The following is a 14,389-nucleotide window of genomic DNA, read 5'->3' on the forward strand; positions in this document are numbered from 1 at the left end:
AATATTGAAGTTGTCAAAAATCGTATAAAACGTAAAATGACTTTTTAGAAAATGTTTGGAGGGCTTATATAATGTCAGCAAAATGGGAAAAACAAGAAGGTAACACAGGGATTCTTACAATTGAAGTTCCTGCAGAAGAAGTAAACGCCGGTCTTGATAAAGCGTTTAAGAAAGTTGTAAAAGAAATCAACGTACCAGGTTTCCGTAAAGGGAAAATGCCGCGTCAAATGTTCGAAAAACGTTTTGGCGTAGAATCACTTTACCAGGACGCTTTGGATTTCATCTTGCCGGACGCTTACGCGAATGCAGTTGAAGAAGCAGGCATCAACCCGGTTGACCGTCCTGAAATCGATATCGAAACTATCGAAAAAAACCAGCCGCTTGTGTTTACAGCGAAAGTAATTGTAAAACCTGAAGTCCAGCTTGGCGAATACAAAGGACTTGAAGCATCAAAACCTGATACTGAAGTATCTGACGAAGATATCGAAAATCAGTTGAAAGAAAACCAGGAGCGTTTGGCTGAGTTGACTGTTAAAGAAGACGAAGCAATCGTTGAAGGCGATACAGCTGTTATCGATTTTGAAGGATTTGTAGATGGAGAAGCATTTGAAGGCGGACAAGGAAATGATTATTCCCTTGAAATCGGTTCAAACTCATTTATCCCAGGATTCGAAGAGCAATTGGTAGGCGTAAAATCTGGAGAAGAGAAAGACGTTGAAGTCACTTTCCCAGAAGAATACCACGCTGCTGAACTAGCAGGAAAAGCTGCAACGTTCAAAGTGAAAGTAAGCGAAGTTAAAGGCAAGGAACTTCCAGAGCTAAACGACGAGTTGGCTAAAGAAATCGACCCTGAAGTTGAAAGCTTGGATGCTCTTCGCACAAAAATGAAAGACAGCCTGATTGCTGAGAAGAAATCTGCTGCTGATGCAACATTGCGCGACGAGTTAGTTCAAAAAGCTGCTGAAAACGCAACAATCGAAATTCCTCATGCAATGATCCACACAGAAATGGACCGTATGATGAGCGATTTCGAACAACGTTTGACTCAGCAAGGCATGAACCTTGAATTGTACTTCCAATTCTCTGGCCAGGACGAAGCTGCACTTCGCGAGCAAATGCACGGCGATGCTGAAACACGCGTACGCGTTTCATTGACGCTTGAAGCAATTGCTGAAGCTGAAAACATGCAAGTGACTTCAGAAGACATCGACAAAGAGCTTGAAAAAATGGCTGGTCAATTCAACATGGACATTGAACAGATCAAAACAGCTCTAGGTGGAACTGAAATGCTTGAAAACGATATCCGTATGCAGAACACAGTTGAGTTCCTGGTGGACAACGCTAAAATCTCTGAATAACACATAAGCAACATATAAGTAATAGGCGAAACAAGGTGCGGAGACGCACCTTGTTTTCCACTACATAGAACACTGAATGCACATGTCCGCTGCCAAAGAATTGACGGTGAATCTAATTAGTTGCTAGAATTACGATAATCTTGTAAGATAATGGCTTGAATAGGGGTGAATACATTGTTCAAATTCAATGACGAAAAAGAGCATTTAAAATGCTCATTCTGTGGCAAACCACAAGAGCAGGTTCGTAAACTGGTCGCAGGACCAGGTGTTTATATTTGTGACGAATGTATTGAGCTTTGTACGGAAATCGTAGAAGAAGAGCTTGGTACGGACGAAGAAGTAGAATTCAAAGAAGTGCCTAAGCCAAAAGAAATTCTGGACATTCTGAACGGCTATGTTATCGGTCAGGAAAAAGCGAAGAAATCTCTGGCTGTAGCAGTATACAATCACTATAAACGCGTCAACTCCAACAGCAAGATTGACGATGTTGAGTTGTCGAAATCCAATATTGTATTGATCGGACCAACAGGAAGCGGGAAAACTTTGCTCGCACAAACCTTGGCCCGTATTCTGAACGTACCATTTGCTATTGCGGACGCTACATCGTTGACGGAAGCCGGTTATGTCGGTGAAGACGTTGAAAACATCTTGTTGAAGCTGATCCAAGCTGCAGATTATGATGTGGAACGTGCAGAAAAAGGCATTATCTATATCGATGAAATCGATAAAGTGGCCCGTAAATCCGAGAATCCATCGATTACGCGCGATGTTTCCGGTGAAGGCGTACAGCAGGCCCTCCTTAAAATTTTGGAAGGCACAACTGCCAGCGTACCACCTCAGGGCGGACGCAAGCATCCTCACCAGGAATTCATCCAAATCGATACGACGAACGTATTGTTTATCGTAGGCGGTGCCTTTGACGGAGTGGACCAAATCATCAAACGCCGTCTCGGCAACAAGATCATCGGTTTTGGTGCAGATCCGAACAAAGAAGAGTTGGATGAGAAATCATTGCTTAGCCAATTGATTCCTGAAGATCTTTTGAAATTTGGATTAATTCCAGAGTTCATCGGCCGTTTGCCTGTATTGGCAAGCCTTGAGCAATTGGATGAAAAAGCGTTGGTTGAAATCTTGACTGAACCTAAAAATGCATTGATCAAGCAATACCAGAAAATGATGGAGCTTGATGGCGTTAAATTGACATTCGAGCCTGGTGCCCTTGTCGAAATTGCGAAATTGGCAATTGAACGCAAAACCGGTGCCCGTGGACTTCGTTCAATTATCGAGAACATTATGCTCGAAGTAATGTTTGACCTGCCTTCACGCGAAGACATCGTCGAATGTGTCATCACAAAAGAAACAGTTGCTGATAGCGTACAGCCTAAACTAATTTTAGAAGACGGCTCAGAGTACGTTAAAGACAATAACGAAAAAACATCCGCATAATGAGTGGAACTTCACCCTGCGGAAAAATCTCGCAGAGTGAAAGATGAACCAATCAAAAAGGATGATACGGGCTGACTCTGATCGTGCGCATCCGCACGGTCTGAGTCAGTCCGTTTTTGTTAGAAAAGCGGAAGCGGCCGTTCAGCTCCGACAGGTGTAAGACGATCCGGCGAAGCGGCGTTTTTTCAGCCGCACAGCCGGAGTGGCTTACATCCCGAGGAGTTGGCCGCTGAAGCTGGACAAGAGAAAAGCGGAAGCGGCCAAAAGCAGATGCTAACCTAAAAGCGCGGCATCGTGTCGCAATGGTTAGCTGACCCGCATCCTGCGGGCCTCCGACAAGTACTAGGAAAGCAGAAGCTGAACAATGAAAAGTACATCCATACCCAAAAATTTCTTGTTGTAAAAATTCCCGGAGGTGACTTCCCACATGGCTAAGAAAAAAGTAACGAAAAGCGTTCCATTATTGCCGTTGCGAGGACTTCTTGTATTCCCGACGATGGTGCTGCATATAGATGTCGGCCGTGAACGATCTGTGGCTGCGTTGGAACAGGCATTGCTGGAAGACAATATCGTCTTTTTGGCGACCCAAAAAGATATGAGCACGGAGCAGCCTGAAAAAGACGATCTTCACAAAATCGGCACCTTGGCATACGTCAAACAGATGTTGAAGCTGCCGAACGGCACAATCCGTGTACTTGTTGAAGGTTTGGAACGGGGACAGATGAAGAATTACGAAGAAGCTGACAATTATACGGTTGTTGAAGTGACTTCATTCCCAGATGAAACAGAAAGAGACGCTGAACAGGATGCCCTGATGCGTTTATTGCTGGAGCATTTTGAGAATTATGCCAAGAGCTCGAAAAAAGTTACTACCGAAACATACAATACGGTAGCGGACATTGAAGAGCCGGGCCGATTGGCGGATATGGTGGCTTCCCATCTGTCGATGAAAGTGGCTGCCAAACAGGAAGTACTGGAAATGTTTGATATCAGCAAACGCCTGGAACTGCTGATCACCCGTCTGCACAGCGAACAGGAAGTTGTGGATCTGGAAAAACGGATCAACTTGCGTGTTAAAAAAGCGATGGAGCAAACGCAAAAAGAGTTTTATTTGCGCGAGCAGATGAAAGCGATTCAAACCGAACTTGGCGACAAAGACGGAAAATCAGCTGAAGTGGTCGACTTGAAAAAGCGGATTGAAGATGCGAAAATGCCTGAATCCACTGAGAAAGTGGCTTTGAAAGAGCTAGATCGCTATGAAAAACTGCCTTCTGCAGCTGCAGAAAGCGGCATTATTCGCAACTATATCGAGTGGCTTGTAACGATTCCATGGTCAGAATCGACAGAAGACCGTCTGGATATCAAATACGCTGAAGAAGTGTTAGATCGTGACCACGATGGATTGGAAAGCGTCAAAGAACGCGTTCTGGAATATTTGGCTGTCCAACAGATGACCAATTCCTTGCGTGGACCAATTCTTTGTCTTGTGGGGCCTCCGGGTGTTGGTAAAACGTCTTTGGCAAAATCGATTGCGGAATCATTGGACCGCAACTTTGTCCGCGTGTCCCTCGGCGGCGTCCGTGATGAATCGGAAATCCGCGGCCATCGCCGTACGTATGTCGGTGCAATGCCAGGCCGGATCATTCAAGGGATGAAAAAAGCCGGAACAGTAAATCCAGTTTTCCTATTGGATGAAATTGATAAGATGTCGAATGATTTCCGTGGCGATCCATCTTCTGCAATGCTGGAAGTATTGGATCCGGAACAAAATAATTCATTCAGCGACCATTATGTTGAAGAAACTTATGACCTGTCTAATGTGCTTTTCATTGCCACAGCGAATGATTTGGGATCGATTCCCGGACCATTGCGCGACCGCATGGAAGTCATTTCGATTGCCGGTTATACGGAAGTTGAAAAACAGATGATTGCCAAAAACCATTTGGCACCAAAGCAATTAAAAGAGCATGGATTGACGGATGAGCAATTGCAGTTTGAAGACGAAGCGCTACTCAACATCGTCCGCTACTATACGCGCGAAGCTGGTGTCCGTGGCTTAGAACGCCAAATCGCTTCTATTTGCCGAAAAGTGACTAAACAGATTATTTCGAAAGAAAAAGAGCAGGTCACCGTCGGGGCTGAGGAAGTTGAATCTTACTTAGGCAAACGCAAATTCCGTTACGGCATGGCCGAAACAGAAAACCAGATAGGTGTCGCAACCGGACTTGCCTACACGACAGTCGGAGGAGATACACTTCAAATCGAAGTTTCTCTGTCAGCCGGTAAAGGCAAACTGCAATTGACGGGTAAACTGGGTGATGTCATGAAGGAATCTGCACAGACCGCTTTGTCGTTTGTCCGTGCCCGTGCCGAATCGCTTGGGATTGACCCTAATTTCCATGAGTCGCATGATATCCACATCCACGTGCCAGAAGGCGCCGTTCCAAAAGACGGCCCTTCAGCAGGTATCACCATTGCAACAGCCTTGGTGTCTGCTTTGACCAAACGCCCGATCCGCCGTGAAGTCGGCATGACGGGTGAAATTACACTCCGCGGACGTGTCTTGCCAATCGGCGGAATCAAAGAGAAAACCTTGAGTGCTCACCGTGCCGGCTTGAAGACCATCATCCTGCCGCTTGATAACGAGCGGGATTTGGAAGATATCCCAGAAACTATCCGTGAAGAACTGACCTTTAAACTGGTCTCTCAAGCAGACGAGGCATTGGAAATTGCCTTGGAAGGAGAAAATGAATGAAAGTTAATAATGTAGAACTAGTAATCAGCGCCGTCCGTCCGGACCAGTATCCGGAAGACGGCCTGCCGGAATTCGCTTTAGCCGGACGGTCAAACGTCGGCAAGTCGTCTTTCATCAACAAAATGATCGGCCGCAAAAGCATGGCCCGCATTTCATCCAAACCCGGCAAGACGCAGACTTTGAACTTCTATAAAATCGAAGAAAAGCTGTTTTATGTCGACGTTCCCGGATACGGTTATGCCAAAGTATCAAAAAGCGAACGCGAAGCATGGGGCAAGATGATCGAACGCTATATCACAGACCGCGAGCCATTGCGCGCTGTTATCCAGATCGTCGATTTGCGCCACCCGCCAAGCAAAGACGATGTCGCGATGTATGATTTCATGAAACATTTTGAAATTCCATGCATCATCATCGCGACCAAAGCGGATAAAATTCCAAGAGGAAAATGGGACAAGCACAAGAAAATTGTCCGCACAACTTTGGACATGGACAAATCCGATCCATTGATCGTCTTCTCATCCGAAACCGGACTGGGCAAAGACGAAGCATGGCAAGAAATCGAAAGCAGAATGTAATAAACTAAAGCGCAGCCTTCGGGTTGCGCTTTTTTGATGAAAAATTTGGTATTTGATAGGATATTCCGCAAACCAGCTAAGCTGTCGGGCCCGCAGGATGCGGGTCATGCAGCAGGCGCTACAAAGACGTCGCGGTGCCAGCTTCCACGGGCTTGCACCAAAATCCCGCGGGAGTCTTCGCTGGTTTGCTCCATATCTTTGTGAGTATCATAAATTAATGAAGTGATTTCTTAAAAATAAAAAGGCTTCTACAGAAAAAATATTAAATGTTTCAATACGTGATGATTTTTAGAAGAATGAATGCAAGGCGGCGACTGCTGATGGAGCAGTGAAGCGGCATTAAGGAGACCCCGCTGGGAGCGAAATCTTCACACTACAACTCGTAAGTTAACAGTCAATTCCGACTAAGAGCGTTATACTTGTAGACCCGAAACACCTTTGCTAGTATTAGATTATAATAATTATAAATAAGAGTTATATTCATGTCTTGTTCACAATTTCAAAAGCATATTAAAGATGATAAGTGGTATACTGAGTTTATATGAAATATTGACCGGGAAAGGTGTTTTGTACCCATGCATACCTTAGTAGTTGGGGTGAATTATCGCTCTGCACCTGTGGAGATCCGTGAAAAGCTGTCATTTATTGAAAATGAGCTGCCACAGGCGATGCAGGCGTTAAAAGAACAAAAAAGCATATTGGAAAACGTCATCGTATCTACTTGCAACCGGACGGAGATCTATGCGGTGGTGGATCAGCTTCACACAGGCAAGTATTATGTGAAGCAGTTTCTTGCCGACTATTTTGGCCTCCCGCAAGAAGCGATTTCGCAGTACTTATTTGTCTATGAGCAGGACAAAGCAATCGAGCACTTATTCCGTGTAACGGCCGGCATCGATTCAATGGTTCTGGGCGAAACACAAATTTTAGGACAAGTGAAAAGCAGCTTTCTTGCAGGCCAGGAATACGGCACCACTGGAACAGTGTTCAATCAACTGTTCAAACAGGCCGTAACGTTGGCAAAAAGAGCGCATTCTGAAACGGCTATTGGCGAAAATGCGGTATCTGTATCGTACGCAGCGGTTGAACTCGGCAAGAAGATTTTTGGCACGCTTAAAAACAAAAGCGTCGTCATTTTAGGCGCCGGCAAAATGGGTGAATTGGCGATCAAAAACTTACAAGGCAGCGGTGCTGACCGAATTACGGTGATTAACCGTACATTTGAGAAAGCAGAACTGCTTGCGGATAAATTCGGGGGCAACGCGAAACCGTTAAACCAATTGCAATGCGCATTGCTTGAAGCGGATATCCTGATTTCTTCTACGGGTTCAGCTGACTTTGTCATTGATTTTGAATTGATGCAGTATGTTGAGAAACTCCGCAAAGGCAAGCCCTTGTTTATGGTGGACATCGCCGTTCCGCGTGATATGGATCCACGAATTGGTGACTTGCAGAGCGTTTTCTTGTATGACATCGACGACATGCAAGGAATTGTGGAAGCGAACTTGGCAGAGCGTGAACGCGCAGCTGGCCAAATCATGACTATGATTGACCAGGAAGCTATCCAGTTTAACGACTGGCTGACGACGCTTGGCGTTGTACCGGTAATTTCTGCGCTTCGCCAAAAAGCGCTTGGCATTCAGGCCGAGACAATGGCGAGCATTGAAAACAAAATGCCGGATCTGACTGACCGCGAAAAGAAAATTTTGAACAAACACACGAAATCGATCATCAATCAATTGTTGAAAGATCCGATCTTGCAAGCAAAGGAAATGGGCGGAGCGCCTAAATCCCGCGAGCAATTGGAGTTGTTCATGCAAATCTTTGGAATTGAAGATGAAGTGGAACAGGAAATTGAGAAACAATCAAAAGCAACGCAACAGAAAACGGATAAAGCCGTTCTTCAAACCCAGCAATCAACAACTAAAGCTCCCGGATATTCATTTTAAGCTTTCTTAAAGAGGCGTTTTCGATTCTATATGTTAAAATGTAGAGACGAAACGCCTTTAACTATGGAAACGAAGGGGAATGGGATGGCTGATATAACAATGGCAAGGCTGCACGAAGCTATGGTTATTCTATATGCTGTCAGCCTTGTTTTTTATTTTATAGATTACTTATATAAAGAAAAAAGAGCCAGCCGGATCGCCATGTCACTGCTCGGCATTGTCTGGGTATTGCAAACGATATTTTTGGGTCTGTACATTTTTGAGACCCAGCGGTTTCCGATATTGACCTTGTTTGAAGGCATTTATTTTTATGCCTGGCTGTTGGTGACGCTGTCGCTCGTCCTGCGGATTTTTTACAGCTTTGATTTTGCTGTATTTTTTATCAACATTATCGGATTTATCTTTATGACGATCCATACATTTGCGCCGGTTCAGATCGAACGCTCTCCTGTTGGGGAAGCGCTGGTGTCGGAGCTATTGTTCATCCACATCAGCTTCGCGATCTTGTCGTATGTGGCTTTTTCTTTATCATTTGTCTTTTCGGTGCTTCACATGATTCTTTACCGGATGCTGAAGCAGAAAAAGTGGACAAAACAATGGAGCAATCTACCATCACTCGGCCAAACCCAGCAGTTTATGACAATTTCCATCCTTGTCGGCATTTCGCTGCTGTTCGTGTCGCTCGTTCTCGGGCTGCAATGGGCTTATATATCCCTTGCAGAATTTTCATTGCTCGATATGAAGATTATCGGTTCGTTCATCCTTCTGGTCGTTTACAGCTTTATCCTATGGTGGCATCGCAAGGGTTCATTAATCGGCATGAATTATGCGCTGGCCCATGCATATGCATTTTTGTTGCTGCTGATCAATTTCTTTTTAGGCAGCCGGTTGTCTGAATTTCATTTTTGGTATTAAAGAAAGGTAGGATTTATTTTGAGAAAAATTATTGTAGGTTCAAGAAGAAGCAAGCTGGCGTTGACGCAAACCAACCAGTTTATCGATAAATTAAAAGCGGCGGGAGCTCCTTTTGAGTTTGAAATCAAGGAAATCGTTACAAAAGGCGATCGCATCGTGGATGTAACGCTTTCGAAAGTTGGGGGCAAAGGCTTATTCGTCAAAGAAATCGAACAGGCACTTTTTGACCGCGAAATCGATTTTGCGGTACACAGCATGAAAGACATGCCTTCTGTATTGCCTGAAGGCCTTGCCATCGGCTGTATTCCAGACCGTGAAGATCCGCGCGACGCTTATATTGCGAACAACCATGTGAAATTGATGGAACTTCCGGTTGGGGCAGTTGTGGGAACAAGCAGTTTGCGCCGCAGTTCACAGCTCTTGTTGCTGCGTCCGGATCTTGACATTCAATGGATCCGCGGCAACATCGATACGCGCCTTGCAAAACTGCAGGCGGGCGATTTTGACGCCATTATTTTAGCGGCAGCCGGTTTGAAACGGATGGGCTGGAAAGATGATTTAGTTACTGAGTTTTTAGAAGTTGAAGAATGCCTGCCGGCTATTGGGCAAGGGGCACTTGCAATCGAATGCCGCGAAGAGGATGCAGAACTTTTGGCGGAACTCGCTAAAGTCAATGATGAAAATACAGCATTGGCCGTTAACGCAGAACGCAAATTCCTGAGAGATATGGACGGCAGCTGCCAAGTGCCGATTGCCGGTTTTGCCACGGTTAATGATGGAGAAATCACCTTTACTGGACTAATTTCTTCACCGGAAGCGGACCAAGTGTTCAAGGAAATGTCTGTCAGCCGTGATCCGATCGAAGCTGGCCGTGTAGTTGCTGAGAAAATCAGCGCACAGGGCGGCTATGATTTGATTCAACGCGTTAAAGCTGAGAGCAATGTCTAAGGAAAAGCCACTGCTTGAAGGCGAAACCATTGTTTTTACCGGTTCAAGAGAACCGGCAGAAGCGGTCCGCCATGCACAATCGCTGGGAGCGAAGACGCTTTATTTTCCGCTTGTCACCACATCCATCCGCCAGTCGGAAAAGCCTGACTTTAACAGCTACGACTGGCTGATTTTCACAAGCCGCACCAGTGCCCAGGCATTTTGCCAGCTTCATGAAACCGTAGGAGCAAAGATTGCCGCGGTTGGAGAGCAGACGGCTGCGGTTTTGCAGCAGCATGGCTACGCGCCGGATTTCATCCCGAAGATCTTCAGTGCCGACCATTTTATCCGAGAGTTTCCGGTGATTGCCGAAAATGCCAAATGCTTGTTCATTAAAGGGTCTTTGGCAAAAAACACCATTGCCTCCATGCCGATGCAAGTAGATGAATGGACGGTTTATGATACGATCCTGAACATGGAAAACGCTGGAAAACTGGTGCTGCTAAAAGGCGTCACCATTCTTTTTGCCAGTCCTTCTGCCGTGTCGGCATACCGGCAGGCGGGGGGCGACTGGTCAAATATCCGCACCGCTGCTATTGGCCACGTAACGCAGGAAGCCATCCAGGCAATCGGCGGAACAGTCGATTTTACTCCAAAGAAATATACCTATATAGAAGTTATCAATGAAATAGCGAAAGGAAGATTGTCGAAATGAAAGAATTGAATTTTAATCGTCACCGCCGTTTACGCGGTTCAGCCAATATCCGGTCAATGGTCCGCGAAACGAGCTTGCATAAAGAGGATTTTATTTATCCGATTTTTGTGGTCGAAGGTGAAAACATCAAACACGAAATTTCTTCAATGCCTGGTGTTTTCCATTATTCACTGGATAAATTAGGCGAAGAACTGGATGAAGTCGTTGATCTTGGAATTCCTTCCGTCATTCTTTTCGGCGTACCAAATGAAAAAGATGCAGTCGGTTCACAAGCCTATCATGATCACGGCATCACGCAGGAAGCGATCCGTTTTGCGAAAGAGCGCCATCCTGAGCTAGTGGTCATTGCTGATACATGCCTATGCCAATACACAGACCACGGCCATTGCGGCGTGATTGAAAATGGCGTCATCTTGAACGATGAATCACTTGATCTTTTGGCGCGCACTGCTGTGTCCCAGGCGAAAGCAGGAGCTGACATTATTGCACCATCGAACATGATGGATGGCTTTGTTGCGGCAATTCGCTACGGATTGGACCAGGCTGGATTTGAAAATACGCCGATCATGTCTTACGGCGTTAAATACTCTTCCGCTTACTACGGACCATTCCGTGAAGCGGCTCACTCAACGCCTCAATTCGGAGACCGCAAAACCTATCAGATGGACCCGGCTAACCGCATGGAAGCTTTGCGGGAAGCAACTTCCGATATCCAGGAAGGCGCAGATTTCATGATCGTCAAACCGGCTCTGTCTTATTTGGACATCATCCGTGAAGTCCGCGATAATTTCGATATTCCGATTGTTGCCTACAACGTGTCAGGCGAATACGCGATGGTCAAAGCAGCAGCAGCAAATGGCTGGATCGATGAAGAGAAAATTGTTTTGGAAACCTTATTGAGCATGAAGCGCGCTGGAGCGGATATTGTAATGACCTATCACGCCAAAGACGCAGCACGCTGGTTGGAGGGAATTAAATGACATACGAAAAATCATTGGCAGCATTCACTGAAGCAAAAAAACTAATGCCGGGCGGCGTCAACAGCCCGGTCCGTGCCTTTAAATCGGTCAACATGGATCCGATTTTCATGCAATCCGGCAGCGGCGCGACCATCACGGATATAGACGGCAATACCTACATCGATTACGTCTTGTCTTGGGGTCCGCTGATTTTGGGCCATGCCCATCCGGAAGTGGTGGGAGCGATTCAGGAAACAGCGGCGCTTGGCACATCATTCGGCGCGCCAACTGAACTTGAAAACACGATGGCAAAACTGGTCATGGAACGTGTTCCATCGATCGAAATGGTCCGTATGGTATCTTCTGGTACGGAAGCGACGATGAGTGCATTGCGCGTGGCGCGCGGCTATACTGGACGCGACAAAATTCTGAAGTTTGAAGGCTGCTACCATGGCCACGGCGACAGTCTGTTGATCAAAGCTGGTTCAGGCGTTGCGACTTTGGGCTTGCCTGATTCACCAGGGGTTCCAGCATCAATTGCGAAAAACACCATTACGGTTCCATACAACGACTTGGAAAGCCTAAGATTGGCGTTCCAGGAATTCGGCGACGATCTGGCTGCAGTTATTGTAGAACCGGTTGCCGGCAATATGGGCGTTGTGCCGCCAAATGAGGGCTTCTTGCAGGAATTGCGCAATCTGACAACAGAAAATGGCACGGTTCTTATATTTGACGAAGTCATGACCGGTTTCCGTGTCGGCTTTAATTGTGCACAGGGCTATTTCGGCGTGACGCCTGACATGACGTGCCTGGGCAAAGTGATCGGCGGCGGATTGCCGGTTGGCGCATTCGGCGGCAAACGTGAAATCATGCAGCAAGTAGCTCCAAGCGGTTCGATTTACCAGGCAGGCACCCTGTCCGGAAATCCGCTGGCGATGCGCGCAGGTTACGAAACCTTGTCCCGTTTGACAGAAGAAAGCTACGACGTGTTCATTGAACGTGGCGACCAGCTGGAAAAAGGATTCCGGGAAGCAGCGACGAAATACAACATCCCGCATACTGTTAACCGCGCCGGTTCGATGATCGGTTTCTTCTTCACAAACGAAGACGTGGTTGATTTTGAAACAGCGAAAACTTCCGATACGGATTTGTTCGCAGATTACTATCGTTTGATGGCAGAAGAAGGCATCTTCCTGCCGCCATCCCAGTTTGAAGGCATGTTCTTATCGACTGCCCACACGGAAGAGCATATTGCAAAAACCGTGGAAGCATTCCATACTGTATTTGCTAAATTGGCACGCTAATATAGAAAAGAGGCATCCGATTTTTTGGGTGCCTCATTTTTTTTGGACTCATTAAGGAGAGCAGAAGATCATGAAATTTCCCTCACCGCACATATACTTTGTTATTTCGTGTAACATAGAAAGAACTAACGACACGTGGAAAAGAGGGATGACTGTGAGGGCGTTTATACTGACCGCAATTATTGCAACAGCAGCGGGAGCGGTGTTTGAAGCGATCGGCATGTTCCTGCCGTGGCTGCTTGGTCCGATGTTTGCCTTATTGTTGGTCACTCAATTCACGAAACTGCCTCTTTACTGGCCAAAAATTTTGCGGACAGCGGGACTGGTGATGCTCGGCATTCAGATCGGCTCGTCCTTTACGCGGGATGCGGTGCTGTTGATGGCGGTGGATTTGCCGTATATGGCATTTATGACCGTTTCAGTCGTCGCGCTGTCAATAGGGCTTGGGCTGTTGTTCAAGCGAATGGTCAATGAAAGCCTGGCGACCAGCCTGCTCGGTTCGATTCCAGGCGGACTGGCGCAAATGGTCGTTCTTGCTGAAGACATTCCGTCGGCAAACATCACCGTTGTGACGATGATGCAGACCATCCGGATTTTCATGGTGGTGACAATCGTGCCGTTCTTGACGATATTTTTGAACGGCAGAGGCGCAGGGGAAATGGAGCGGCAGGTGTTCGCGTTTTCGCCGTCACTTTTCTTGTTGGCGTTCGTAGTCGGTGTTGTGCTTTTCGCGGGAATGAAACGGATCGGCTTTCCAGCTGCAGAACTGCTGGCGCCAATCTTGACAATGGCTGTCGTCCAGACCGTGTCGGGCGATGTTCTTATCGATATGCCATACTGGCTCATTGCCATCGCGCAAGTGTGCATTGGTGCGAACCTTGGCCTGCAGATGGAAGGGATTGGAGACAAGCTGACATTCCGGCTTGGTGCCGCAATTATTTTAAACAACGTACTGCTCATCGGATTTACAGTTTTGATTGCGATGATTCTCGCCCAATTGCTGCCTGAATACATATTTCTCGACTTTTTCCTGAGCGCGGCACCTGGCGGCATTGCTGAAATGGCCATTACGGCATTGGCGGTCGGAGGCGATGTGGCGCTGATCACCGGCTTCCAATTGTTCCGCCTGTTCTTCATCTTGCTGATTGCGGCGCCGATTGTGGCATTCATTGTAAAAAAACTTGACGCTAAAACCGGATATTGAGTACAATGGGAGTAATTAGATAATCATGCGTTGAAGAGGATAGTAGGATGTGCGGGCATTTCAGAGAGAAGACCGAGTGGTGAGAGGTTTTCATGGGCACACATTTGAATGTCACCTCTGAGCAGTTGCCGTGAAACAGAGTAGCGGGAACCGGACTTAACATCCGTTATGAAACTTGAGAGCCAGGTGTGCAAGTGGACCTGTGTATAAAGGTGGTACCGCGAAAAACTCCTTCGTCCTTTACAGACGATAGGAGTTTTTTGCGTTCTGCCAGAAATT

Annotated in this window: 11 protein-coding genes and 1 other annotated feature; all 11 genes read left to right on the top strand. The window is 46.6% G+C overall.

Translation table 11 applies throughout. The annotated features are described in order from the left end of the window. Positions 1 to 71 precede the first annotated feature (71 nt). The 11 genes from tig to QOZ98_RS13535 all read left to right on the top strand — a co-directional run bounded on the left by tig (position 72) and on the right by QOZ98_RS13535 (position 14,110). A complete protein-coding gene (gene tig, locus QOZ98_RS13485) occupies positions 72 to 1,358 on the top strand; it encodes a trigger factor (RefSeq protein WP_142827689.1) in 1,287 nt (428 codons plus the stop codon). A gap of 174 nt (positions 1,359 to 1,532) precedes the next feature. Further along, positions 1,533 to 2,804, top strand: coding sequence for an ATP-dependent protease ATP-binding subunit ClpX (gene clpX, locus QOZ98_RS13490; protein WP_142827690.1), 1,272 nt, complete (start codon positions 1,533 to 1,535; stop codon positions 2,802 to 2,804). Positions 2,805 to 3,231: 427 nt separating this feature from the next. After that, positions 3,232 to 5,559, top strand: a complete 2,328-nt coding sequence (gene lon, locus QOZ98_RS13495) for an endopeptidase La (protein WP_308787944.1) — start codon at positions 3,232 to 3,234, stop codon at positions 5,557 to 5,559. Beyond that, positions 5,556 to 6,137 (top strand): ribosome biogenesis GTP-binding protein YihA/YsxC, encoded by a 582-nt coding sequence (gene yihA, locus QOZ98_RS13500; RefSeq protein ID WP_308787945.1) that lies wholly within the window; start codon positions 5,556 to 5,558, stop codon positions 6,135 to 6,137. The genes lon and yihA overlap by 4 nt, the downstream gene beginning before the upstream one ends. A 575-nt stretch (positions 6,138 to 6,712) precedes the next feature. Next, on the top strand, positions 6,713 to 8,086 hold the full coding sequence (hemA, locus tag QOZ98_RS13505; protein ID WP_308787946.1) for a glutamyl-tRNA reductase: 1,374 nt from the start codon (positions 6,713 to 6,715) through the stop codon (positions 8,084 to 8,086). 84 nt (positions 8,087 to 8,170) lie between these two features. Then, positions 8,171 to 9,001: a cytochrome c biogenesis protein CcsA gene (gene ccsA / locus QOZ98_RS13510; RefSeq protein ID WP_308787947.1), complete on the top strand. Its 831-nt coding sequence runs from the start codon at positions 8,171 to 8,173 to the stop codon at positions 8,999 to 9,001. Between the two features lie 18 nt (positions 9,002 to 9,019). Then, on the top strand, positions 9,020 to 9,949 hold the full coding sequence (gene hemC / locus QOZ98_RS13515) for a hydroxymethylbilane synthase (RefSeq protein ID WP_308787948.1): 930 nt from the start codon (positions 9,020 to 9,022) through the stop codon (positions 9,947 to 9,949). Beyond that, positions 9,942 to 10,643: a uroporphyrinogen-III synthase gene (locus tag QOZ98_RS13520; protein WP_308787949.1), complete on the top strand. Its 702-nt coding sequence runs from the start codon at positions 9,942 to 9,944 to the stop codon at positions 10,641 to 10,643. The genes hemC and QOZ98_RS13520 overlap by 8 nt, the downstream gene beginning before the upstream one ends. Continuing rightward, positions 10,640 to 11,623, top strand: a complete 984-nt coding sequence (hemB, locus tag QOZ98_RS13525; protein ID WP_308787950.1) for a porphobilinogen synthase — start codon at positions 10,640 to 10,642, stop codon at positions 11,621 to 11,623. Before QOZ98_RS13520 ends, hemB begins: the two co-directional genes overlap by 4 nt. After that, complete coding sequence (gene hemL, locus QOZ98_RS13530) at positions 11,620 to 12,906, top strand: glutamate-1-semialdehyde 2,1-aminomutase (RefSeq protein WP_308787951.1); 1,287 nt, start codon at positions 11,620 to 11,622, stop codon at positions 12,904 to 12,906. The genes hemB and hemL overlap by 4 nt, the downstream gene beginning before the upstream one ends. A 148-nt stretch (positions 12,907 to 13,054) precedes the next feature. After that, positions 13,055 to 14,110 (top strand): AbrB family transcriptional regulator, encoded by a 1,056-nt coding sequence (locus QOZ98_RS13535; protein WP_308787952.1) that lies wholly within the window; start codon positions 13,055 to 13,057, stop codon positions 14,108 to 14,110. Positions 14,111 to 14,131: 21 nt separating this feature from the next. Next, positions 14,132 to 14,354 (top strand) — a binding site (T-box leader). Positions 14,355 to 14,389 lie beyond the last annotated feature (35 nt).

This window comes from Planomicrobium stackebrandtii, from assembly GCF_030814955.1.
Lineage (GTDB): Bacteria > Bacillota > Bacilli > Bacillales_A > Planococcaceae > Planococcus > Planococcus stackebrandtii.